The organism is Shewanella sp. MR-4, from assembly GCF_000014685.1.
Classification (GTDB): domain Bacteria; phylum Pseudomonadota; class Gammaproteobacteria; order Enterobacterales; family Shewanellaceae; genus Shewanella.
Genome location: NC_008321.1, coordinates 1,042,731 through 1,066,670, shown reverse-complemented (window position 1 = coordinate 1,066,670; position 23,940 = coordinate 1,042,731). Strand labels below are relative to the sequence as shown.

The window sequence follows — 23,940 nt, the reverse complement described above, 5'->3', positions numbered from 1 at the left end:
TTGTCAAAAAGTATGTTACGTAATCTTTTAAATCTACAGGTTCCGCTAATGCTAAAAAGGCGAGCTATGGTGATTGGCGAGACGACTGTCCGCCCCATGGCCGCTCTTTGGCATCCATGCCATCGCGGCATTCGTGAATCCATTCACATCAGACTGGGCGGTCGAGCATCCACGGATGATGGGATGGACACCTCTTGTGAAGTAGGCGTCATTTACGCCATATTGAATTTGCACGTTCAATAACAACAAAAGGTGTCCAAAATGAAAGTTACACTAATAGGAATTGATCTCGCAAAAAATATCTTCCAAGTATGTGGGGTAAATCAAGCTGGCAAGAGTGTTTTTAACCGTTCGATTAAACGTGCTCAGCTCCTTACTTTTCTGCGTACTTACCCTGATGCCACTATTGCGATGGAAGCCTGCAGTGGCTCTAACTATTGGGGCAGAGAGTTACTTTCTCTCGGGCATGACGTCAAACTGATCCCGCCTCAGCATGTTAAGCCATTTGTCAAAGGCAATAAGAACGATCGCAATGATGCCTTCGCTATCTGTGAGGCGGCGCAGAGACCGAACCTGATTTTCGTCCAGCCGAGAACCTTAGCGCAGGTTGATATCATCATTACTCACAGAATTCGCGAGCGCCGGATCAGAATACGCACTGCACTAACCAATCAAATCAGAGGTTTACTAAGTGAATATGGAATAGCCCTCCCTAAAGGACGTAATCCATTGAATCTTTTACTGCCGGAATTACTTGAGGATGCCAGTAATCAACTCACTACGATTGCACGCCAATACATGCGTGAGCTGATGGAAGAGTTGCGTGCGATCAACGTTGCAATAGGTTCACTGGAAAAAGACATCAAACTGCAGGCAAGAACGCACCCAGATGCCAAGCGACTAATGGGTATAAGAGGCGTTGCAGAAATCATTGCCACTGCCGCGGTGTCATTTGCCGGAGATGGCTCTGGCTATCATGGTGCTCGGCATTTTTCTGCAAATTTAGGACTGGTTCCTAAAGAGTTTTCCAGTGGGGGAAAACAGAAATTAAGCGGCATAACCAAACGAGGTAACAGCTATCTGCGGCGGCAACTGATCCAGGGAGCTTGGTCGATTATTCGCTATGCAAGTAAGAGTAATGACAGGATCTCCGTATGGGCCTTAAAGGTGATTGAGCGGCGGGGTAAACAGAAAGCGGCAGTAGCAATTGCAAACAAATTGGCGCGGATCATTTGGGCGCTGCTGTTTCATCGCAGCGAATATCGGTCTTGTTAATTTGTAAAAATCGAGTATTAAACTCACCCCAAAAACACGACTACAGATAATGAAGTAACAGGTAATACCGGCCTTTGCAGATGCTGAGAGAGTACAAGGAGCATATGACTCCGGACGGACGATAAGCTGCAAAGGCGCGGTTCTCATTAAGGCCAGAGAGCAAAGATTCTCATAAACAGGTCGGATATACGTACGCAGTATTACTTTCTGTTACTTAAAAAGTGGTTGATCTATTCGAGGTGTCCATATAGGACTTGCTGCGTGTCGGTGAGCGAATGCCATGGCGCACCTATCAGTTGGTGCCAACATTTTTAACTACCTACGATCCCTGCATAATTTACGCTGGAGTAGCAGCCTATTCCCTTTAAACAGGAACAAGCTAACCCACAAGCCTTAGGGATTCACCCAATTCACTCTATCGCCAGCTAAATAAGCGCTGAGATTTGCCGTCGCGATATTGAGTAGGTTCTGCCGCGCTTCTTTGGTCGCCCAAGCATTGTGGGGGCTGATACTGATATTGGGCGCTGTTAGTAGCGGATTATCTGCACTCGGTGGTTCGGTCGAGAGTACATCGACGCCAGCAAAGACTTTGCCCTGCGTTAATGCGGCCGCAAGCGCGGCCTCATCGATTAAGCCGCCGCGCGCGGTGTTGATCAGTAACGCCTGCGGCTTCATTAATTCGAGGGTTTGGGCATTAATCAGCTCGGTGGTCTCAAGGGTGAGTGGGCAGTGGAGCGAGAGAATATCGGACTCCTTAAATACCGTATCGCGGGATGTCCAACTCACGCCTAGGGGTAAATCGCTAGGTTCGGTGCGGGTATTCACTAATACCTTCATGCCAAAGGCTAAGGCGAGTTTAGCCACCTGCTGGCCAATATCCCCATAACCAATCAAGCCTAAGGTTTTGCCTTTAAGGGATTGCAGCGGCATTAAGGTAAAACAAAAGTCACTGCAATTGCTCCATTGCCCTGCGGCAACGGCTTGATGGTGCGCGGCAACGGCTTGCGTATGATGCAATATATGGGCAAACACCATTTGCGCGACGGCATCGGGGCCATAGGCGGGCACGTTGGTGACCACTATGCCTAACTCTTTTGCGGCGGCAAGATCCACCACGTTGGTGCCCGTGGCAAGCACGCCGATATATTTAAGCTTAGGCAGTTGGGCTAAGGTGTTGGCATCGAAGGGCGTCTTGTTGGTGAGCACTATCTCGGCATCCTGAGCGCGCGGGATAATCTCCGCCGAGGGCGTGCGGGCAAAACAGCTAAATTCCCCTAATGCGCTGACCGCTTGCCAAGTTAAATCCCCAGGGTTTAAGGTTTCACCATCGAGTACGACTATTTTCATCTTTACCTCTTAACTGCGTTTGCACCTTGCCCAAAAGCAGGGAAATTAAAAACTGAGTTTGACCCCAAGATTGGCTTGCACTTGCCACATGACATCCGATGTGACATGCCATAAGCATTGGTCTTCATTACAAAAAAGTGAGCTGTCACTGTCAATAAAGGTCGCATAGCCACGCAAATCTGCAAACAGCGCGAAGTTTTGCGTCATGCGGTATTCGGCGCCACCACCAATGCCCATGGAGAAACGGGTTTCCGTTGACCAATCATCGGGCATCATCCGAGTCACCCCGGCACTGGCGGTAATGTAGGGCTGAAAATCGCCACTTGGGAAGAATAAAGTGCCGCCAAGGTGGATATAGTCCACATCTAAGGAGGCGACTAAGTCTGGGGTAAACAGGCCACCGCTTTTCAGCTCGGAGGATTGGCGACTGTAGAGCAGGTAAATATTGCCGGGATCGTTAGTACCAATCCCTAACATGATGCCGTAATGGCTCGCCTCTTCGATACCCACACTCTGCTTATTATCGGTTTCAGCGTTGTTAGCATCGAGTTCATTGATATCGAACGAGCTACCACCAAAGCTGTAACCACCGTAGGGGGCGACAAACAGCTCAGGTTCAGCATAGGTTGGTAATGCGAGGGCGAGCGGTAACAAACCAGCAATCACACTTAATCGGTTAACGTATTTCATCTTAATCCCTTATCTGTCGTTATTATTCCTTGCGTCGACAACTTTAACCGAAGCGTTAGCGCATGCCGCGCTCCGATTTCACCCTGTCGTACGCAGCTTGGATGTCCTGCGCTTTACGATTGGCAATTTCCATCATCTCGGGTGGTAATCCCTTAGCGATTAACTTATCGGGATGGTGTTCATTCATCAACTTGCGATAAGCCCGTTTCACCTCTTGATCCGTCGCCTCGGCATTAATGCCGAGCAAATGATAGGCGTCAGTAATCGAGGTTTTATTTCCATTAGAAGTCTGGTGGAAACGGTATTCCGCTTGCCAACGTTTAAGTAATTCATCGAGTTGCCCACGACCATAACCTAACTCTTGGGCCACCGTCATCAGGATTGCATGCTCAGCGGGATCGAGCTCACCGTCCGATAAGGCGGTTTGAATTTGGATCTCGATAAACATTTGCACCAGTTCTTGGCGACCTTGGGTCACGGCGCGAAAGGCTTGCAAGCTGCTACGTAGGTCAAAGTCTGGCTCTTTACCCTCACGGAACGCCTGCTGCGCCTCTTTACGGGCTTCACCCGTTAGGCGCATCTGGTCCATCAACATAGTCGCGATACGGATATCGGTTTCAGTCACTCGACCCGACGCCTTGGCCACATGACCCATTACGGCGAAGGTGGTATTAAAAAATATCCCCTGTCGATTTTTAGCCTGACCTAAGATCTGACTAAAACTGGCGCCACCACCGGCGCGTTTATCGTAGAGATGCCCAAGCCATAAGCCCAGTAGCGCACCGAAAATACGGCCAAACATAAACCCGATAACAAATCCAAAAAACTTACCCCAAAGGCGCATCTTAATTCCCAATTTGATAATTTATTCAGTCAATCGACATGGCGAGTGAAACCGTTCACTCAAGGCGCTAAACCTTAGGCGTTAGGCGATAAGGCGATATGCCTTGCCATTACGCCAGCGCTGACTCTAATGCTTGCAGACGTGCAATCGTCCCGACATCGCACCAGAGTCCATTAAAGTGTGCCCCGGTGATCAAGCCATCGGCCATTTTAGCCCGCAGCAAAGGCCCAAGGGCAAAGGCATCATCCGGCGTGCCATCAAATAATGATGGGCGATATAAACCCATGCCAGAGAAAGTGTATTTTTGCTCACCCTGCTCACGTACAAGGCCCTGTTCCAAGGCAAAGTCACCGTTTGGATGTTGCTCGGGATTCGGCACCAACCATAAATGCGCCAGAGCAGTATCCGCTAAGGGGGTAATCGTCGGCAAGGCATCGATAAACACATCACCATTGAGCACTAAAAACGGCGCATCCGAGTCGCCGTCAGTCAGCAAAGATAAGGCCTGCTTAATTCCGCCTCCGGTTTCGAGGGCCGATGCTTCAGCGCTATATTGGATTTTGACCCCAAAGGCGTGACCATCGCCTAAGGTTTCTACCAGCTTATGCCCGAGCCAAGCATGATTAATCACAATATCCACAATCCCCACCGCGGCCAACTTCTCGATATGGTACACAATCAGCGGTTTACCTAAGACGGGCACTAAAGGTTTGGGTAGGGTGTCGGTCAAAGGGCGTAAACGCTCTCCCCTACCTGCGGCTAGGATCATGGCCTTCATTGCTTGTCTCCCTGCTGAGTATCTTTTCCCTTGGCCATAAACGCAGGCACTATGCGCGATTGCACCCAAGCGGAAAATGGTGTGAGCGCTGGATAAAGGTTGGCAATATCCACAATATACGACAAGGTTAACGGAATATCGGCCATATAGGCGGGCTTGTTATCACGATAGTGTAAACGCGCAAAAATCCCCGCCGCCTTGATATGGCGCTGCAGCCCCATTAAATCAAACCAGGTTTGATACTGGATAAAAGATGTCTGCGCCGGGATTTGCCCCAACTCAAGCACTTGTTGATAATGCTGCTGCATTAATTCCTGCACCATGGTTTGCGGCCAACGCACATAGCAATCCCGCAGTAATGACACTGCATCGTAGGTCACAGGCCCTAGCACCGCATCTTGAAAATCAATCACGCACAGCTCGCCCTCTTTGAGCATCAAGTTACGGCTGTGGTAATCGCGGTGCATCCCCACCTTAGGTTGTGCGAGGGCATTTTCCACCAAGAGGTCAAAACTCTGCTCTACCAGTGAGCGTTCCTCATGGCTAAGTTCAAGCTGTAAATGTCTCTCTAACAGCCACTCGGTAAAAATCCCCAGCTCACGGCGCACAAACGCCTCATCATATAAAGGCAATGGCTGCGTGCTGCCAGTGACAGGGTCAAGGCTCTCAACCACTGAGGCCACCTGAGGCAATAATGCCAAGGCGCGGCGATAGTAGTCAGCCACATTCGCATCGGTCAGCACAGACAACAACTGAGTATCCCCAAGATCGCTCAGAAGCATAAAGCCTTGCTCGGCATCGGAGGCGATGACTTTTGGAACTGTCAGTCCCGCCGCCGCATAGGCACTGGCGAGGGCGATAAAAGGTGCGATAGGCACTAAGGCGGGCGGCGAATCGGCAACAATGTAGCTCGCATCGCGGTCCGTGACCCGGAAATAGCGCCTAAAACTGGCGTCACCGGAAATCAGAATCGGGGTCACATCATAGGAAAAATAACGGTTCAGCCACTGATTAAGGGAAATAAATCTCGAGTCGGATAAGGTCATTTCATGGCTCTTATAGAAAAATTGCTTTATTATAGCTGGCATATAATTTGGAAACAGCTAAGAAATTGAGAGATTTATTTGCTGCGTTGCACTTGTAGTTTGCAACTTTCCCCGTCGATACTTGTCCAGACAAAGAAATCATTATTATTGACCTAAGATGCAGATCCGTTACTTTCTGGCCTTGAGCCTGTTACCGCAACTAGTCCTGGCAGACGAATCTCCAACAGCCTCAGCGTCACAATGTGTCATCGAACCGCCAGTACCTCGTATCGTATCTCAACCCGGCCTAAGCGCCGCGGATCAAGAGAAAATTCGTATTGTTTCGGATCGCTCAAACGCCGAAATGGGCAAACAAGCCATTTTTACCGGTGATGTGGTCTTCAGTCAGGGCGACAGACACATTGCCGCCGATGAGGCGATTCTCGATCAGGCGACCGAGCAGTTCGATGCCAATGGCAACCTCGTCTTCCAAGACAATATTTTTACCGTTACCGCCGATTCGCTGCAGGCACAGATGCGCAGCAACCGCGCCACCCTAAAGGGTGCCCAGTATTGGCTCCATGGTCAGCAGGTTCACGGCGATGCCGAAAAACTGCAAATCACCATGAATAACAACCTTATCTTGACCAACACTAACTTCACGACCTGCCCGCCGGACAATGTCTCTTGGCTGCTCGAAGCGGAAAAAATTAAGATTAACAGTGAAGAAGAATGGGGCGAGATTTGGAATGCAAAGCTGAGAATTGCCGATATTCCGGTGTTCTACATTCCTTATATGACGGTGCCAGTTTCCGATAAACGTAAAACCGGCTTCCTCTACCCTAGCTTTAGCACTAGTACCACCAACGGTTTTGAAGTTTCCGCGCCCTATTATTGGAATATCGCGCCTGAGTATGACCTCACCTTTACACCTAACTATATGTCTAGCCGTGGTTTATTCACTAAGACAGAGTTTCGCTATCTCGCGGGTGAGGCCCAAAGTGGCCGCTTGAATCTAGAGTATTTGGGCAACGATCAGATGCTCAGCGGTAGTCCAAATCGTTACCTCTATAACTGGCAACACCAAGGCGCCATCGATAAAAACTGGCGGGTACTTGCCAACTTTACCGAAGTGTCTGACAACAACTATTTCAACGACTTAAAGTCTGATGTGAACCGCGCCACCGATAACCAGTTATCGCGGATTGGTGAAGTCAGCTACTTTGAGCGTAACTGGGATATCAGCACGCGGGTGCAAGACATTAAAGTACTGGGTGAGGACGAAAAGCCTTATCAAGTGATGCCGCAGGTGAATTTTAACTACCGCGCCGCCGACTTTTGGAACAACTTGGACTTTGGCTTTAACTCTGAGTTGACCAACTTCGCCCATGATGACAGCGATATGAATACCGCCACCCGTTTGCATATGGCGCCTAGCCTGACGCTACCTATTCATGGTCCTTCAGGTTCGCTGACTAGCCAAGTCAAACTGATGCAAACCAACTATTGGCAGGAACAAAATAACAGTGCCTTCGATGGTTTAGACGATACAGTGAGCCGCACGATTCCACAGGTGCGGATCAATGGACAGATCAACTTCGAGCGTTTTACCGAACTGTTCGATCAAAACTACCGTCAGACACTCGAACCTCAGTTCCAGTATTTGTACGTGGGTTATGAAGATCAACGTGGCATCGGCATTTACGATACCGCCCAATTGCAGGACGACTACTTTGGTCTGTTCCGCGACCGCCGTTTCTCAGGTCTTGACCGCATCGCCGATGCAAACCAAGTGACCCTAGGTGTGACCACGCGTTTCTTCGACGATCACAACCAAGAGGCGACTAAGTTCAGCCTAGGTCAGATCCTCTATCTGCAGGACAGTAAGCTGGGTTACGAAGATAACCTCTTCGAGCAAAATCAATCGACCTCAGTATTGGCCGCCGAGTTAGATACCCGCTTAAGCCATGACTGGTATTTAGGTGCGGCGATTCAATACGACACCAACTCGAGCAATAACAAGAAGACCGAAGTCACCTTAGACTTCCGCCCCGAAGCCAATAAACTATTGCAGCTCAGTTATCGTTATGTACCGGATCTATTGAACTCCAACACTAACGATCTGGTGAATATTTCCCAAGCGGGTGTGCGTGGCGCATGGCCAATTAACGACAGCCTGTATTTTGTCGGTAACTGGTATTACGACCTCAACGAGAGCCGCAGCATAGAAACCTATACAGGTTTCCAATATGAATCATGCTGTTATGCAATCCGCCTCAGCTATCACTACCGAATTAAGACCAATTACGATGACAACATTGGTTCGGCCGTTATCGATGAGCGCGAGCAATTTGAAAGCGGTGTTTACCTGAATTTAGTCATCAAAGGACTCGGTGGTTCAGGCCCATTAGGCGTATCGGATATGCTCAATGATGGTCTGTTTAACTACAGAAAACCGCTTTATCTGAGGAATTAGCAAAGATTTGTGGTAGATTGCTGAACCTCAACAAGGACTGAGAGTCCAAACAGGTTAATGAAAGCCGTGCGCTCCTCCCCAAAAAAGTCTCGGAACGCACACTTTTAGAGTTACTAACAAAAGAACATTTAGGCAACTCACTGTAATTTCGATATAAATGGTAAAGTTAACTTAAATAAGCCGTCGAATTTGACCTTAGAACGTGCCAAGGATTTTGTGGATGAAACCCAGTAAACATCTGATTTTTGCTTTATTTGCACTCGCTATCAGCCAGCCTACTATGGCCGCTCCCCAGCCAATCGACCGTGTTGCCGTTCAAATCAACGACGGTATTGTGCTCGAAAGTGAAATCACCAACATGATTGACACTGTAAAAGCCAATGCGAGAGCCGCGAATCAATCGTTGCCATCCGACAGTGCACTGCGTACTCAGGTTATCGAGCGACTGATCCTCACCCGTTTGCAGTTGCAGATGGCGGATCGTATCGGTCTGCATATCGGTGACTTACAGTTAGACCAAGCAATTGAAAACATTGCCCGCGAACAAAAAATGACCGTGGCGCAAATGCAGCAAAAAATCGAGAGCGAAGGGTTAAGCTTCGGCCAATACCGCGAACAACTGCGTGAAGAAATCACCCTGGGTGAAATCCAACGTATTCAAGTACAGCGCCGTATCCAAGTGTCACCACAGGAAATCACTGGCCTGGTAAAACTGATCCAAGAGCAAGGCATGAAGGACGTCGAATACCAAATCGGCCATATCCTGATTGACGTACCTAACAATCCAAACAGTGAACAACTGGAAGCCTCGAGCAAGCGCGCAAATGCCGTACTCGAGCGTTTAAAGAGTGGTGAGGATTTCCGCCGCACCGCCATCGCCTCTTCATCGGGTCCTAAGGCGCTGGAAGGCGGTATCTGGGATTACATGAACATCAACGAGATGCCAACGCTGTTTGCTGAAGTCATCAACGGTGCGAAAAAAGGCGATATTATCGGCCCAATCAAGAGTGGCGCCGGTTTCCACATTATCAAGATCATGGATGCCCGTGGCTTACAAACCAAAGAAATTGAAGAAGTCAGAGCGCGTCATATCCTGCTCAAGCCATCGCCAATTCTGTCGGAAGATCGTGCTAAGGCCATGTTAGAGCAGTTCTTAAAGCAAATTCGCTCTGGCGAAGCTAAGTTTGAAGATTTAGCGCGTCAATATTCTGAAGATCCAGGTTCAGCAGCCAAAGGTGGTGAGCTAGGCTGGGCAGAGCCAAGCATTTATGTGCCAGAGTTTGCGCAAACCCTTAACAGCTTAAGCCAAGACCAAATCAGTGAGCCTTTCCGTACGACCCACGGCTGGCATATCACACAGCTGGAAGAGCGCAGAAAAACCGATGCCACGGATCAATTTAATACTAACCGTGCTCACCAACTGATCTTCCGTCGCAAATTTAATGAAGAACTGCAAAACTGGCTAGACGAAATGCGTGCCGACGCATACATTGAAGTCTTTCAGCCTGAGTCAAACCGAGGTTAAGGTAAATTGACCACTAAACGTATTGCCGTTACCCCCGGAGAACCTGCGGGTATCGGCCCCGATTTAGTCGTGCAACTCGCTCAGCAGGCTTGGCCTGCTGAGTTAGTCGTTTGTGCGGATCCCGAATTATTAGCCAGCCGAGCTAAACGACTCGGCCTGAATGTCACGTTTCGCCCTTACTTGCCCGAGCAATCGCCTAAACCGCAGGAAGCAGGCACACTCACCATTGCGCCTTTCAAACTGGTGACCGACGCCGTTTGTGGCCAACTCGATGAGCAAAACAGTGCTTACGTGGTTGAAACCCTGCGTTATGCGGGTGAGAAAAACATGAGCGGCGAATTTGATGCCGTTGTCACAGGCCCAGTCCATAAAGGGATCATCAACCAAGCGGGGATTTCCTTTAGCGGCCATACCGAGTTTTTTGCCCATCAGGCCAACTGCCCTGATGTGGTCATGATGTTAGCAACCCAAGGTTTACAGGTGGCACTGGTGACCACCCATATCCCTCTGGCCTATGTGGCAAAAGCCATTACGCGCCAGCGTTTGCATCATATTATCAAGATTTTACACGCTGACCTTATCAGCAAGTTTGCCATTGCTTCCCCTAAAATTTATGTCTGTGGTTTAAACCCACACGCGGGTGAAGACGGCCATCTTGGCCGGGAAGAAATCGATGTGATTATTCCGGCACTGAATGAACTGCGTGAAGAATATCAAATGAACATTGTCGGCCCTCTGCCCGCCGACACCCTGTTCCAACCTAAATATTTACAGGACGCGGATGTCGTGTTGGCCATGTACCATGACCAAGGCTTACCCGTTCTAAAGTCACAGGGATTTGGCAAATCGGTAAACATTACCTTAGGTTTACCTTATATCCGTACCTCGGTTGACCATGGTACGGCGCTCGATCTTGCGGGAACTGGCAAAGCCGATATTGGCAGTTTTGTCTGCGCCTTGAATAAAGCCATTGAGTTATCCTCAAAAAACTAAACGATTAGATATTAATGAGTAGCAAAGTACATTTAGGCCACACGGCCAGAAAGCGTTTCGGACAAAACTTCTTAACCGACGACAATGTGATTAACCGCATTGTGGGTGCCATCGCCCCCGATAATGACCACGTGATGGTCGAAATCGGCCCCGGCCTTGGCGCCTTAACCGAACCTGTCGCCACGGCGATAGATAACCTGACCGTGGTTGAGTTAGACCGCGATCTGGTTGAGCGCTTGCAGAATCACCCAGTACTTAAGGATAAGCTCACGATTCACCAAGGCGATGCGCTGCAGTTCGACTTTAGCCAGTTGGTGGTACCGGGTAAAAAACTCAAAGTGTTTGGTAACTTACCCTATAACATTTCAACCCCTTTGATGTTCCATCTGTTCGAATTTGCCGAGCAGATTGAAACCATGCACTTTATGCTGCAAAAAGAAGTGGTGCTGCGGTTATCGGCAAGCCCTGGCAACAAGGCCTATGGCCGCTTAACTGTGATGGCACAGTACTTCTGCCAAGTGGTTCCCGTACTCGAAGTGCCGCCCCATAGCTTTGCGCCACCGCCGAAGGTCGATTCTGCCGTGGTACGTCTACTGCCCTATGCAGAAAAACCTTTCCCTTGTAAGGATGTGAATGTACTGCGCCAGCTGTGCACCACGGCCTTTAACATGCGCCGTAAAACACTGCGTAATAACCTCAAGCAAGTGTTAAGCGATGCAGAGTTTGAGCAACTAGGCATAGATCCTAACCTGCGCCCTGAGCAAATCAGCGTTGAACAATATGTCGCCATGGCGAATATGGTGTGTGATAAGCAGGCTTAAGCAATATCAGTTTGATGGGCACTTTAGGGTGCCCTATCTTATTAAAGGGAGCAGCATGAGCGCATTGGATGACTCAATCCGAGTCGAAGTCAAAACCGAATACATTGAACAACAGTCCTCGCCCGAGGATCAGAAATACCTCTTTAGCTACACTATCACCATAGTTAACCTCGGTGAGCAAGCCGCCAAACTTGAAACCCGCCACTGGATTATTACCGACGCCAACGGCAAAATCAGTGAAGTGCAAGGCGCAGGCGTCGTCGGCGAAACCCCAACGATTCCCCCCAATACCGCCTACCAATATACTAGCGGCACCGTACTCGATACGCCCCTTGGCATTATGTATGGCACTTATGGTATGGTCAGCGAATCTGGCGAACGTTTTAAGGCGACGATTAAGCCCTTCCGTTTAGCACTCCCCGGTTTATTACACTGATTTATAAATAGAAAGGATATTGTGGCCCATTATTTTGTTGGTGATGTCCAAGGCTGTTTTGCCGAATTAAAACGATTACTTGCTGAGGTCGACTTTAACCCATCCCGCGATGAACTCTGGGCGGTGGGCGATTTGGTCGCCAGAGGTCCCGATTCATTAGCCACGCTGCGCTATTTTCAATCCCTAGGGGATGCGGGCAAAACCGTCCTCGGTAATCACGATCTGCATCTGCTCGCTCTCCATGGCAAACTCAAGCGGGATAAACCCAGCGATAACCTCGCGCCGCTGTTAAATGCGCCCGATATTGCCAGTTTAATCTATTGGTTAAGGCAGCAACCCTTAATGCGGGAGTTGCCAGAGCACAAGGTCATCATGACCCACGCCGGTGTGCCACCACAGTGGTCATTAGACGTCTTAAGGCAAGAGTCGCAACTTGTTAGCCAAGCCCTCAAGCAGGGTGATTACCTCGACGCACTGATAAGCCAAATGTACAGCGATACAGCGGAGCGTTGGGATCCAAGCGCCATTGGCTTAAACCGCCTGCGCTTTTGTATCAATGCCCTGACCCGTATGCGTTATCTGTATGTCGATGGTCATTTAGATTTTGACTGTAAACAGCCACCCGAGGACTGTAATAATCCACAGCTACGCCCTTGGTTTGAATTTACCTCTGCGTTACGCCAGAGTCACACTTTAGTGTTTGGACATTGGGCGGCATTGATGGGTAAAGTGAACGATCCCAAATTAAAAGCGCTAGACACAGGCTGTTGCTGGGGCGAATATCTAACCCTATGGCATCTTGAAAAAGACCAAAAAATTACCCAAAAAAAGTTAAAAAAGGGTTAAACTAAGCCCGAGAGTGGTCGATATACGACAGTACCCTATGCCCTGAATTTAATAATCTTTTCATTCGGAATAATATAATAATAACCGGAGTATCCTATGAAAGTTAATGTAGCCACCCGAGTCATTGGCGGGTTTAGTGTTGTTACACTTTTACTTGTGTTGTTAGGATTTACCTCGTACCTGACGAACATTAGCCTCAAAGATAGTTCGGCAATGATGCAAGAGTTAAGCTTGCCAGCCCTGAAGGCCACCACTCATTTAACCGAATCCTTGAGCGAACAACAGCGCCAAGTGCTCATTGCCTTTCATGCGCCAAAATCCTCTAACATTCCCGATATCCGTAAAGTCTTTAGCGACCACGGTAGCCAGTTTAAAAATGAGATCAGTAACCTGACGCGACTGGTTCAAGGGCAAGCTAACCTTTCATCGTTGATCTCACAACTGGATGGCAGTTTCTCGACCTTTGAACGTGACAGCCTCGTCATGCTCAATGAGCGCGAAGCCACTCTCAGCAAACAAGAGCAACTCATCGGATTAAAGAAAAAGCTGGAAAATGCCGCCGATGATGCTTCATCGGGATTACTCGATATTATCGACCTAGAAAACAGCCAAAACCCCGATGCTCAGAGTCTTGCGGCATCGGCAAGCGCTATCGATACCAGCATGGGTAATATCATCACCACCATTACCGATTTAGTCACCAATGACGAAATGAGTAAGCATGAGCTTATTTCTAAAGAACTCGACTACATCCTGAGCGAGAGCAAAAACAAGCTTGAGTACGTCAACCGCCATGCGCAGGATATTGTGGATGCGGACACCTTAAAATCCGTCAACGAAGATATTAAAAAAGTCCTTGGGCTGCTCGAAGGCTCTGACTCTATGGTGCAACTTAAGGCGAGCCAACTAACCCACGCTCAGGCGGCGGCAAATCAACTGGCCATCATTGAGAAAGACGTCAAAGTCATTGACCGCAATATGGAAGATGTAAGTAATAACATTGAGTCGGCTGCCGCTGAAATGAGCCAAGCCACCATAGCCAAAATTGATTCGGCTAGTATCCGTACCATTATCGTAGTGCTAATCGCTATCGTTGCCGCCGTCATCATCAGTTTTGCCGTGGTTGCGCCATTGAAGCGTTCACTCTACCAAGTTAACAATGCTCTTAACGTGTTAGCCTCTGGCAATTTAACTCATAAACTGGATGATTCTGGCCACGATGAATTTGCTGAACTGGCGAAAAACTGTAACCGTTTAGTCGACAGTTTACGCAGCCTAATCGTCGGTATCTTGGACCGCTCTAACCAGCTCGCTGCTGCAGCAGAGCAAACCTCGGCAATCACGGCGCAAACCACGACGGGCATTCAAGAGCAAAAGAACCAAGTCGACCAAGTTGCGACTGCGACCACAGAGTTAAGCTCCAGCGCACAACAAGTGTCGATGAGCGCCGACGATGCACTCGCGCAAATCAAGCAGGCCGATCAAGAAGCCAAACACATGCGCACTATCGCCGAAGAGAATAAGCGCACCATTTTAGCCCTCGCTGACGAAGTCGCTAAAGCAGGCCAAGTGATCAACAAAGTGCAATCGGACAGCGCCTCAATCGGCTCGATCCTCGATGTTATTCGTGGCATTGCCGAGCAGACTAACCTGCTGGCATTAAACGCAGCCATTGAAGCGGCGCGCGCCGGAGAACAGGGCCGTGGTTTCGCGGTCGTTGCCGATGAGGTGCGCAGCCTTGCATCGAGAACCCAAGTGTCGACCCGCGAGATCCAACAAATGATCGAAGTGCTGCAACAGGGCGCCCAGCAAGCCGTGGCAGCAATGGATATGGGTCGTGCCCAAGCCAATGCCTGCGTCGATAAAACCGAGCAAGCTAACCTCGCCCTAGAAACCATCAGTCAGTCGGTGCACAAAGCCTATGATGCAGGCACGCACATTGCCCATGCTGCGCAGGAGCAGAATCTGGTAAGTCAGCAAGTGTCTGAGAAACTTGAGCATATCGCGGCCATTTCGGAAGAGACCGCCATCGGCGCTGACCAAACAGCACAATCGAGCCATCAGGTGGCTAAGCTTGCCGAAGAGCTACAAGCTTCTGTCGGTGAATTTAGAGTGTAAGCAAACACTCAGGGTATCAGTAGGGTCGCAATTGCGGCCCTTTTCTTTGGCTTGCGCTTTCGCGGCGAAAACAATAGCTCAAGCAATAAACTCAGTTTTGACACTTATCAGCATCACCCCCCAAGAACACTGCTCAATATCCGGTAAAAACGGCCTAAACGACGCCCATAAAAAATGCCGAACTCAGTTCGGCATTTTTAACTATCATTTTTCCTTGTGTAAAGGCACATAAAAATGATGGGACAGATGATTACTCTTCTTCACCGCCAGCAGCAGCGCCTAGACGCTCTTTGACTGCCGCTGTGATAGGGCTAGCACCGTGACCATTGGCTTCAGCCCACGCTTGAATCGTCATGCCATCGGCTTCTGGTACGCTCAGTTCGTTAACTGATAAACGCTTAGCCACAAACTCACCGGCATCATTCGCATTCGCGGCATAGGCAGTACGCAACAAGCTTTGACCATCACAGCTAATCCCGCTGTACACTTGGCGTAACTTAACACGGCTTTCTTTTAGTTTTTTACGTAAACGGTTTTTATCGTTCGCTTTTACGTAATCACAAATACTCGCGACAAGTGGATCAGCTTCGGCTTTTGCCGTGGTTGGCACAGAAACATAGCTAAATCCGATTAGTGCAGCCAAAGCTACAGGCATAAGACGCATCCGATACTCCTTAATACTTTCTTATAGTTTTATTATGTTTTGTATGGTTTGCGTCTATCTCTAGCGGATATCGGCCTCCTAGGAGTCATCAGTAAAGAAGCCGTAAAAAACCGCTATCTCAACTAAGTCAGGCCTATCGGATCTAATACCTTAGACATATTGACAATCCATACGCACAGGGTACACAACAGAACAACGTAATTTAACATTTTTTTGTCAAATTGATAAAGCGATATTCCAGCCCATCGCCATTTATACCAGTTACCGATTCGGTTTCTTGCCATTTATCGCTATCCCAAGCAGGGAAAAAAGTATCGCCTTCAACATCTAAGCTAATTTGCGTCAGGTAGAGTGTGTCGGCTTGAGGTAATAATTGCTGATACAACTGCCCACCACCGATAACGACTAACTCTTCACACTCGCCCGCCGCCAGTTTAGCGTCTTCAAATGAGGTCACACAGGTCACACCGTCAATCTGCAAATCCGCTTGGCGGGAAATCACAATATTGTGGCGCCCAGGCAGAGGGCGACCGATGGACTCAAAAGTTTTACGTCCCATGACTACAGGTTTGCCTAAGGTCATGGCTTTAAAGTGGCGTAAATCTTCGGGCAGATGCCATGGCATTTTGTTGTCTTTTCCGATGACTCGATTGTTTGCCATCGCGGCTATCATAGCAATGCGCATGGGCACTCCTTTGGTATTGTTTTTATTGAATAACAGGGCGGGTTCTAAAATACAGCAGACTCGGTAAGGCAAGGCCCACCGACAGTGCACCTAAGATAAACACCGTTTTTAAGCCGTTACTGATCACTTGCCCAGTAAGCTCTTGACTGACCTGTGACTGCGCCGTTAATTGCACTAAGGCTATTACGGTATTAAAGGCGTAGGTGCCAGGGATCATCGGGATAATCGCTGCAACGGCATACATCAACGGCGGCGCGAGATGACGCTTAGCAAAACCGATAGTGATAGTCCCCACTAAAGCCGCGGCAGCAAAGGTCGCCCATTCGATAGGCAAGCCAAATTGCAGCATTAGCGTGCGTGAGCTGTGCCCTATGGCGCCAGCGAGCGCGCAGTAGGGTAAGAAACGTTTCGGCACGTTAAACACCATAGCAAAGCCCACTGCGGGAATCGCCGAGAAAAAGGCATCGTGCAACAGCGTCCACAGTAAGGCGATCATAGGAAGATCCCCCCAATCTGCATCGCAATGGTGATGCCGATAACGGATGACACTGTGAGCAAGGTGGCATGGCCCCAACGGGAAATGCCCACGTTCATATGGCCTTTGACCATATCAGAAATTGCATTGATCATCGGGAAACCCGGCACCAGCATCAACACACTGGCCGCCATGGCCGCCTGCGGGGTTTCGCTCAAGTGAAATACATAACCCGTCTGCGCCAACATACTAGTGACAAATGCCGTCACCGCAAAATTGACCAGCAAATTAAAATGCCGCTTGGCAATCGCAAGGCGCACCGACATCCCGACCGCGGAGGCAAAAAAGGTGATAACTGATGCGGCAATATCGCCATTAAATAGGTGACAAAAACTGGCGCAGGACAGGCCTATCATCAATATCACGAGATACGGCGGATAGGTCTTAGGTTCAATCCGCGCTAAGCGTTTACGCACTTCGTTGGGGCCATAGAGACCTTTTTCCGCCAACAAACAGATGCGTTGCAACTCGCAGACTATGGTCATATTGATGCCATGCTCGCGGATCCGACGCGTCGTCGTGATACAGCGACCATGCACTAAACTGGTTAACACGAGGGAATTAGAGGAGATGGAAAGCTCAACACTTGCCAATCCTAAGGCCTGACCTAGGCGCTGGCTGATTTCTTCAACTAAATCAGATTCAGCGCCGTAGGCCAGTAGCAGTTGTGCGACACGCACAACCTGCCGAGTAATATCATTTTGAGTATCTGCGTACACGGGACTCTCAAAACTTAGGTTGGGATATTATCTTTGGTAGATCACTTCTACATCGTAGTCGTCATCATCAAAGTCATCGTCAAATTCATCGTCATAGTCTTCATTGATTGCATCAATGTTGGCTTGATGATAATTGTCCCACTTGAACTCAACCTCTGCATCTGGGTTCGCATCTTTATCTTCCGGAGGAAGACTTTGGATGAAGTCCAGCAGCTTGGTCGCTAATTCTTTAGTGCCATCGCGGCTATAGGCAGAAATAGTGTAAACGTCACCTTCCCAACCTAATTCCTTAACTACGCGAGCAACTTTCTCTTTCAGCTCATCTTCGAGCAGCAGATCGGCCTTGTTAAAGACTAACCAACGTGGCTTGCTTGCCAATTTGGGCGAATATTTTTCAAGCTCACCGACGATCGCACGAGCAGAATCCACAGGATCTGTGCCATCAATTGGCTCGATATCGATGATATGCAACAGAATACGGCAACGTTCTAAATGTTTTAAGAAACGAATACCCAGACCCGCACCTTCTGCCGCGCCTTCGATCAAACCTGGAATATCGGCGATCACAAAGCTTTGACCAGGGCGAGGGTTAACCACACCTAGGTTAGGTACTAACGTCGTGAAGGGGTAATCGGCAACCTTTGGTGTTGCACGTGATACCGCGCGAATAAAGGTCGATTTACCCGCGTTAGGCATACCGAGCAAGCCAACGTCGGCTAACAACAGCAGCTCTAATTTCAGACTACGGACTTCACCCGGAGTACCTAAGGTCTTTTGACGTGGCGCACGGTTAGTACTGCTCTTAAAGCGCGTATTGCCTAAGCCGTGAAATCCACCTTTAGCCACTAATAGCTTTTGGCCATGGGTGGTTAAATCGCCGAGGACTTCCTCGGTTTCATCATCAATGGCACGAGTACCCACTGGCACTTTTAAAATCAAATCTTTACCGCTGTGACCAGTACAATCACGGCCACGGCCGTTTTCACCGCGCTCAGCCATGTGAAAACGTTCAAATCGGTATTCTATCAGGGTGTTGTGGTTTTCATCGGCCTGCAGATAAACACTGCCGCCGTCACCGCCATCACCACCATCAGGACCACCATCGGGGATATATTTTTCGCGTCTGAAGCTCACACAACCGCTACCGCCGTCGCCTGCTTCGACCCTAATTACTGCCTCATCGACAAACTTCATACTTACTCCAGGCATCACTGAATGAAGGAATTATACCGTTTAACTTCATCGGTCGCCAAAAAACTCGAGATACTTGCTCCCAATCTTACCAGTCAACGCCATCAATTTGATAAAGATTTACCAAACTCACCAGAAACGCAGGTAAATAGAAGCATAAAAAACAGAAAGCCCCACCAATGGCGGGGCTTTACAGTATAAGCTAGACTCGAAAATTAAGCTTCGATGCTAATAAACTTACGGTTATTAGGACCTTTAACTTCGAATTTTACTTTACCGTCAGTCAGAGCAAACAGAGTGTGGTCGCGACCAACACCCACGTTTACACCAGCGTGGAATTTAGTACCACGTTGACGAACGATAATGTTACCAGCTAGAACTGATTCACCGCCAAAGCGCTTAACACCAAGACGTTTACTTTCTGAATCACGGCCGTTACGAGTAGAACCGCCAGCTTTTTTATGTGCCATGAGTTAGACTCCTATTATGCGTTGATAGCAGTAATTTTAACTTCGGTGAACCACTGACGGTGGCCCATCTTCTTGTCGTGGTGCTTACGACGACGGAACTTAACGATAGTTACTTTCTCGCCACGACCATGACTTACTACTTCAGCAACGACTTTACCGCCAGCTACTAAAGGAGCACCAACGTGCACTTTTTCACCGTCAGCGATCAGTAAAACTTGATCGAATTCAACAGTTGAACCAGTAGCAACTTCTAATTTTTCTAAACGAACTGTGTGGCCAGGGGCTACACGGTGTTGTTTACCACCACTTTGAAAAACAGCGTACATAGCTATTTTACTCCGATATTCCTAACACGCTGGCTCACACTATGGGAGGCAGGGTGCTACAAAAACTTTATTGACAATGGGCGCGGAGTTTACGCGAAGAATCCTTATCTGGCAAGCCCTAATTAGGAAAGAATAAAAAAAGGCCGGAATAACTCGCACATTAGTAGTGTGAGTACTGTCATATGTCGGAATTTTAGGTAAAATTCATTCTATATAACACGTGAGCCTAAAATAGAGGCCGGGTACGTAATGGCCCCACAACCAGAGTCTATTATGGATTTAAACGCTATTCGTCAACTGGCTGACACTGATATGCAAGCAGTCAATCAGCTGATCTATAAACAGCTGGAGTCAGATGTCGCCCTGATTAACCAGTTAGGTTTCTACATTATTAATGGTGGTGGTAAACGTCTTCGTCCTTTACTGTCCGTCCTCGCAGCGCGCGCCGTCGACTATCAAGGTGAAGCCCACCTTAAGCTTGCCGCGATTATTGAATTTATTCATACCGCTTCATTACTGCACGATGATGTGGTCGATGAATCGACCCTCAGACGCGGCCGCGAAACCGCCAACGCACTCTTTGGTAACAGCGCCAGTGTATTAGTAGGTGACTTCCTTTATACCCGCTCATTCCAAATGATGACCGAACTCGACAGCATGCGAGTGCTGCGTGTATTAGCCGATACCACTAACGTATTGGCCGAAGGTGAAGTATTACAGCTAATGAACTGTAACGATCCTAATACCACAGAAGAAAGCTATATGCGGGTGATCTATTGCAAGACCGCCAAGCTATTCGAAGCCGCCACGTTACTGGCCGCGGTATTAGCCGGCGCTACACCCGAGCAAGAAACCGCATTAGGCGACTATGGTAAGTATTTAGGCACCGCCTTCCAGCTGACCGACGATTTGCTCGACTACACCGCCGACAGTGAAGAGTTAGGTAAAAACATCGGTGATGATCTCGCCGAAGGTAAACCGACCTTACCGCTGATCTATGCCATTGCCCATGGCACAGAAGAAGAGCAGCAACTCATTCGCCAAGCCATTGAGCAAGGTGATGGCACCCACGCCATTGAGAAAATAGTTGCCGCTCTGCATCACTGCGGCGCGCTCACTTACACTCAGCAAAAAGCTATTGAAGAATCAAATAAAGCGATTGCGGCGCTGGCAGTATTACCCGACAGTGATTTCAAAACCGCATTAATCTCACTGGCGAAAATCTCCGTTGATCGTAACCACTAATTGGCAGCGATAAACCAACAAAAAGGCCTTGCTAAGCAAGGCCTTTTTGTTTTTAAGGTTCTTTATCCAAGTGAACTTAAACCTGCCATTGGATCGGTGCTTCGCCCCGCGCCATCAGCAGTTGATTCACTTTAGAAAAATGCCCACAACCGAAGAAGCCGCGATAAGCCGACAGTGGTGACGGGTGGGGTCCCGACAGAATTTGATGCTGTGGCGCAGTAATCACCGCCCCTTTTTTGATAGCATGACTGCCCCAGAGTACGAAAATAATCGGCCGTTCCTGCGCATTTAACAGCTTTAAGGCCTCAGTGGTAAAGGTTTCCCAGCCTGCATTGGCATGTGAGTGGGCTTGCCCTTGTTCCACCGTCAGCACGGTATTAAGCATCAAAATCCCCTGCTCCGCCCATTGGGTTAAATCACCATGATTTGGGATTTGGAAACCGGGAATATCGTTCACTAACTCTTTATACATATTGGCTAGCGATGGCGGCGGTTTAATGCCTCGCTTAACCGAGAAACACAGGCCGTGGGCTTGGTCGGGGCCATGGTAGGGATCTTGACCTATAAGCACTACACGCACTTGCTCCAATGGGGTTGTTTTAAAGGCGTTATACACATCCTCTTTAGGAGGATAGATCACCTTACCCAATTCACGCTCTTGATTCACAAATGCTATCAACTGCTGGTAATAGGGTTGAGAACGTTGATGGTCAATAAATGCCTGCCAAGTCGCCAAAATCTGTTTCTCTTACTTAAGTTACGATGCCGTTAGCTTAAAAGTGATAGCACGACATGACAAGCCAACTCCGGTTTTTATTCCCGAGTCTTGAGGTATCGCAAGCAAATTACGGCCTAAACCCGTTCAGTCCCTTAGGTTTAGGCAATCGATTACTATCGAGAAACGCCCCGAATCGCAAAAGTTAACTCGAGCAAAGTTGAATGCTGCGCCATGTTGCGCCTCGGCGCTTTGATTCGCAAATGGCTCTGATAAGCCATCAGCTAGCGTGATAGGGGCGTTTACTCAAACAATCTGTGCTAATCGTGACCACGATGGCCATGACCACGGTCGTCATCTCTGTCTTTGCGGCGCTCATGTTTGTCGTAATGTTTGTGGTGATGCTTATCCTGTTTATAGGAGCGATAACGGGGTACGTACTCATCGCGATACCAGACATCCTGAACAAAATAGACCGGACGGCCGCAGGCACCATAGGAAGCACAATAGCGGCCCCATTTTTTTGCATGACCAGGCGGCACATGCAGATAGATAGGTTCATACACGACCCGAGACTGCTCTATCACGATAGGCTGTTCGTAAATCACCTGTGGACGAGGAAAATTACCAATATTGATCTGACCGTAAAAGTTTGGATCGCCGATGTTAATCGACACTCCGACATCAGCCGCAATGGCCGAAGATGAAGCTGCAGCGAGTAGTAAGGCTGACAGAGTAAGTTTAATTGCTTTCATGGCGGTTCTCCTGTTGATGGAAGCAGTATGCGAGTGGCTAACTGAACAGAAGATGAATCCTCACAGGAGGCTAAATCAGATATTATTCACCCCGCATCGCCATGCAGAGCTTGTATTTCGGCAGGCTATCTGCATCCCAAATCGGCAAGGATTTAAATCACGATGATAGAACTGTTACATATCTTCCGCCTTGAAACGATGCAGCAAAACCCATTGATACCAATTACAATATCGCCCAATCAACCTTCGAGCTAACCGCAAGTTAGCGATGGATAACCTGCTAAGGATTGGGCTCACTACAACCGATTTAGATCCCAATACTTAAGCCTAAGCGGTTCCTTCCTGCAGAATTTAGGATAGAATCGCCCACCAATAAATTATTTTGAGTAAGCGCTATGACTGATACCAGCAACACCACGATTTTTGAACTTGCCGATCAATTTATTGCCTTAGCCAATCAGCTAAGCCAGCAGGAAGGTGATGTCGGTAAAGTCGGCACGGCCCTGCGTTTTGCCGCTGCGCGTTTTAACGCCTTTGAAGCCGCGATCAAATCTGCCGACTTAGGCGCAGAAAAAGACAATGCGCTCGACTGGTTTAGCGCCGAATACCGCGAAATGCTAAGCGACAACCTAGACGACCATATCGCTAATCCACCCGTTATGCAGGAAGAAGCGGTGGCGGCGGATGACTCGGTACAAATCTTTAAAGGCTGATGATGCGCTAAAAGCCAAGCATCGCCTGCTAAAATCCCATAAAAAACGCCATCTTGTGATGGCGTTTTTTTATCTCTTCGCACTTATTTCTTCACACTCATCAATACGCATTGTGAAACGTCAGAGAGTGTAGACCACGCGTATCGCGAGCAGGATCAGTACCACACCAGAAAGTTTATCAATAAGTCCCGCTTTTTCCCGTAACTTAGGCAATACACTCGAATGGGACAACAGTAAGGCAATCAAGGTGTACCAAAGCCCATCAACTACCAAAGGCGTTAGCACGATAAGTGCTTGACCCGTCAAGCTATCGGCCACCATCACAAACTGGCTAAACAGCGCTAAAAAGAACAACATAATCTTAGGATTGAAGAGGGAAATTGCGATACCATCGCGCGCCGCAGTGAGCGTATCCGTAGCCTCCCCCGCCGCAAGTTTTGCCTGCATACCACCGTTTGAGCGCAATGCTTGGATCCCCATCCATGCGAGATAGAGCGCGCCTAAAATCGCGATCCCATTAAAAATCAATGGCGCTTTTTTCAATACAACGGCTAGTCCGAGTAGCGTCACTAACGCATAAATACCAATACCAATCGAGTGCGCCCAAGCGCAAACGATCCCTTTGCCGCGACCACCGCCCAAGGTATGACGCACAACCATGGCCAAACTCGGCCCGGGAGACATAGCGCCCAAGCAACAAATCGCCAATAGTCCTAACCAAGTACTAAAGCTCATTTTTAACCCTTTA

25 protein-coding genes are annotated in these 23,940 nt (G+C 48.6%); 10 read left to right on the top strand and 15 right to left on the bottom strand.

From position 1 onward, the window contains the following. The first annotated feature begins 261 nt into the window (after positions 1-261). Positions 262-1,275, top strand: a complete 1,014-nt coding sequence (locus tag SHEWMR4_RS04735) for an IS110-like element ISShes7 family transposase (protein ID WP_011621306.1) — start codon at positions 262-264, stop codon at positions 1,273-1,275. A 393-nt stretch (positions 1,276-1,668) separates the two neighbouring features. Here SHEWMR4_RS04735 and SHEWMR4_RS04730 read toward each other — a convergent pair whose 3' ends face one another. The 5 genes from SHEWMR4_RS04730 to SHEWMR4_RS04710 form a co-directional block, all read right to left on the bottom strand. After that, positions 1,669-2,622 (bottom strand): D-2-hydroxyacid dehydrogenase, encoded by a 954-nt coding sequence (locus tag SHEWMR4_RS04730; RefSeq protein WP_011621708.1) that lies wholly within the window; start codon positions 2,620-2,622, stop codon positions 1,669-1,671. A 45-nt stretch (positions 2,623-2,667) separates the two neighbouring features. Next, the gene (locus tag SHEWMR4_RS04725; protein WP_011621707.1) at positions 2,668-3,312 is read right to left on the bottom strand and encodes an outer membrane beta-barrel protein; all 645 of its coding nucleotides are present in this window, start codon (positions 3,310-3,312) and stop codon (positions 2,668-2,670) included. Between the two features lie 55 nt (positions 3,313-3,367). After that, complete coding sequence (gene djlA, locus SHEWMR4_RS04720) at positions 3,368-4,156, bottom strand: co-chaperone DjlA (RefSeq protein WP_011621706.1); 789 nt, start codon at positions 4,154-4,156, stop codon at positions 3,368-3,370. Positions 4,157-4,265: 109 nt separating this feature from the next. Then, positions 4,266-4,934 carry an N-acetylmuramate alpha-1-phosphate uridylyltransferase MurU gene (gene murU, locus SHEWMR4_RS04715; protein WP_011621705.1) on the bottom strand — a complete coding sequence of 223 codons (669 nt, stop codon included), beginning with the start codon at positions 4,932-4,934 and terminating at the stop codon, positions 4,266-4,268. After that, positions 4,931-6,022 (bottom strand): aminoglycoside phosphotransferase family protein, encoded by a 1,092-nt coding sequence (locus SHEWMR4_RS04710; RefSeq protein WP_011621704.1) that lies wholly within the window; start codon positions 6,020-6,022, stop codon positions 4,931-4,933. Before SHEWMR4_RS04710 ends, murU begins: the two co-directional genes overlap by 4 nt. A gap of 115 nt (positions 6,023-6,137) precedes the next feature. Between SHEWMR4_RS04710 and lptD the strand changes: the two genes are divergently transcribed. The 7 genes from lptD to SHEWMR4_RS04675 all read left to right on the top strand — a co-directional run bounded on the left by lptD (position 6,138) and on the right by SHEWMR4_RS04675 (position 15,174). Then, positions 6,138-8,435, top strand: coding sequence for an LPS assembly protein LptD (lptD, locus tag SHEWMR4_RS04705; RefSeq protein WP_011621703.1), 2,298 nt, complete (start codon positions 6,138-6,140; stop codon positions 8,433-8,435). A gap of 220 nt (positions 8,436-8,655) precedes the next feature. Then, a complete protein-coding gene (gene surA, locus SHEWMR4_RS04700) occupies positions 8,656-9,960 on the top strand; it encodes a peptidylprolyl isomerase SurA (protein ID WP_011621702.1) in 1,305 nt (434 codons plus the stop codon). Positions 9,961-9,966: 6 nt separating this feature from the next. After that, positions 9,967-10,953: a 4-hydroxythreonine-4-phosphate dehydrogenase PdxA gene (pdxA, locus tag SHEWMR4_RS04695; RefSeq protein WP_011621701.1), complete on the top strand. Its 987-nt coding sequence runs from the start codon at positions 9,967-9,969 to the stop codon at positions 10,951-10,953. A gap of 14 nt (positions 10,954-10,967) precedes the next feature. Then, positions 10,968-11,774 carry a 16S rRNA (adenine(1518)-N(6)/adenine(1519)-N(6))-dimethyltransferase RsmA gene (rsmA, locus tag SHEWMR4_RS04690; RefSeq protein ID WP_011621700.1) on the top strand — a complete coding sequence of 269 codons (807 nt, stop codon included), beginning with the start codon at positions 10,968-10,970 and terminating at the stop codon, positions 11,772-11,774. A gap of 55 nt (positions 11,775-11,829) precedes the next feature. After that, on the top strand, positions 11,830-12,210 hold the full coding sequence (gene apaG, locus SHEWMR4_RS04685) for a Co2+/Mg2+ efflux protein ApaG (protein ID WP_011621699.1): 381 nt from the start codon (positions 11,830-11,832) through the stop codon (positions 12,208-12,210). Positions 12,211-12,231: 21 nt separating this feature from the next. Continuing rightward, complete coding sequence (locus tag SHEWMR4_RS04680) at positions 12,232-13,056, top strand: symmetrical bis(5'-nucleosyl)-tetraphosphatase (RefSeq protein ID WP_011621698.1); 825 nt, start codon at positions 12,232-12,234, stop codon at positions 13,054-13,056. Between the two features lie 96 nt (positions 13,057-13,152). Continuing rightward, positions 13,153-15,174, top strand: a complete 2,022-nt coding sequence (locus tag SHEWMR4_RS04675) for a methyl-accepting chemotaxis protein (RefSeq protein ID WP_011621697.1) — start codon at positions 13,153-13,155, stop codon at positions 15,172-15,174. Positions 15,175-15,424: 250 nt separating this feature from the next. On the opposite strand, the gene SHEWMR4_RS04670 is transcribed toward SHEWMR4_RS04675, so the two are convergent. From SHEWMR4_RS04670 to rplU, 7 genes are all read right to left on the bottom strand, one after another. Then, on the bottom strand, positions 15,425-15,838 hold the full coding sequence (locus SHEWMR4_RS04670) for a DUF3718 domain-containing protein (protein WP_011621696.1): 414 nt from the start codon (positions 15,836-15,838) through the stop codon (positions 15,425-15,427). A 202-nt stretch (positions 15,839-16,040) separates the two neighbouring features. Then, a complete protein-coding gene (folA, locus tag SHEWMR4_RS04665) occupies positions 16,041-16,523 on the bottom strand; it encodes a type 3 dihydrofolate reductase (RefSeq protein WP_011621695.1) in 483 nt (160 codons plus the stop codon). 22 nt (positions 16,524-16,545) lie between these two features. Beyond that, positions 16,546-17,019 (bottom strand): threonine/serine exporter family protein, encoded by a 474-nt coding sequence (locus tag SHEWMR4_RS04660; protein ID WP_011621694.1) that lies wholly within the window; start codon positions 17,017-17,019, stop codon positions 16,546-16,548. Next, a complete protein-coding gene (locus tag SHEWMR4_RS04655) occupies positions 17,016-17,777 on the bottom strand; it encodes a threonine/serine exporter family protein (protein ID WP_011621693.1) in 762 nt (253 codons plus the stop codon). Before SHEWMR4_RS04655 ends, SHEWMR4_RS04660 begins: the two co-directional genes overlap by 4 nt. 27 nt (positions 17,778-17,804) lie before the next feature. Beyond that, positions 17,805-18,971, bottom strand: coding sequence for an Obg family GTPase CgtA (gene cgtA / locus SHEWMR4_RS04650; RefSeq protein WP_011621692.1), 1,167 nt, complete (start codon positions 18,969-18,971; stop codon positions 17,805-17,807). Positions 18,972-19,183: 212 nt separating this feature from the next. Continuing rightward, entirely contained in the window at positions 19,184-19,438 is a 255-nt protein-coding gene (gene rpmA / locus SHEWMR4_RS04645) for a 50S ribosomal protein L27 (protein WP_011621691.1), read from the bottom strand. Positions 19,439-19,452: 14 nt separating this feature from the next. Next, on the bottom strand, positions 19,453-19,764 hold the full coding sequence (gene rplU, locus SHEWMR4_RS04640; protein WP_011621690.1) for a 50S ribosomal protein L21: 312 nt from the start codon (positions 19,762-19,764) through the stop codon (positions 19,453-19,455). A 273-nt stretch (positions 19,765-20,037) separates the two neighbouring features. Between rplU and ispB the strand changes: the two genes are divergently transcribed. Beyond that, positions 20,038-21,009 carry an octaprenyl diphosphate synthase gene (ispB, locus tag SHEWMR4_RS04635; protein WP_041408978.1) on the top strand — a complete coding sequence of 324 codons (972 nt, stop codon included), beginning with the start codon at positions 20,038-20,040 and terminating at the stop codon, positions 21,007-21,009. A 76-nt stretch (positions 21,010-21,085) separates the two neighbouring features. Here ispB and ung read toward each other — a convergent pair whose 3' ends face one another. Together ung and SHEWMR4_RS04625 are read right to left on the bottom strand one after the other, a co-directional pair. Then, a complete protein-coding gene (gene ung, locus SHEWMR4_RS04630) occupies positions 21,086-21,745 on the bottom strand; it encodes a uracil-DNA glycosylase (protein ID WP_011621688.1) in 660 nt (219 codons plus the stop codon). Between the two features lie 299 nt (positions 21,746-22,044). Then, positions 22,045-22,479, bottom strand: a complete 435-nt coding sequence (locus SHEWMR4_RS04625) for a hypothetical protein (RefSeq protein ID WP_011621687.1) — start codon at positions 22,477-22,479, stop codon at positions 22,045-22,047. A 395-nt stretch (positions 22,480-22,874) separates the two neighbouring features. Here SHEWMR4_RS04625 and SHEWMR4_RS04620 point away from each other — a divergent pair, with 395 nt between their 5' ends. Next, positions 22,875-23,192, top strand: coding sequence for a DUF3144 domain-containing protein (locus SHEWMR4_RS04620; protein ID WP_011621686.1), 318 nt, complete (start codon positions 22,875-22,877; stop codon positions 23,190-23,192). 120 nt (positions 23,193-23,312) lie between these two features. Here SHEWMR4_RS04620 and SHEWMR4_RS04615 read toward each other — a convergent pair whose 3' ends face one another. Next, the gene (locus SHEWMR4_RS04615; RefSeq protein WP_011621685.1) at positions 23,313-23,927 is read right to left on the bottom strand and encodes a LysE family translocator; all 615 of its coding nucleotides are present in this window, start codon (positions 23,925-23,927) and stop codon (positions 23,313-23,315) included. Between the last annotated feature and the right edge of the window lie 13 nt (positions 23,928-23,940).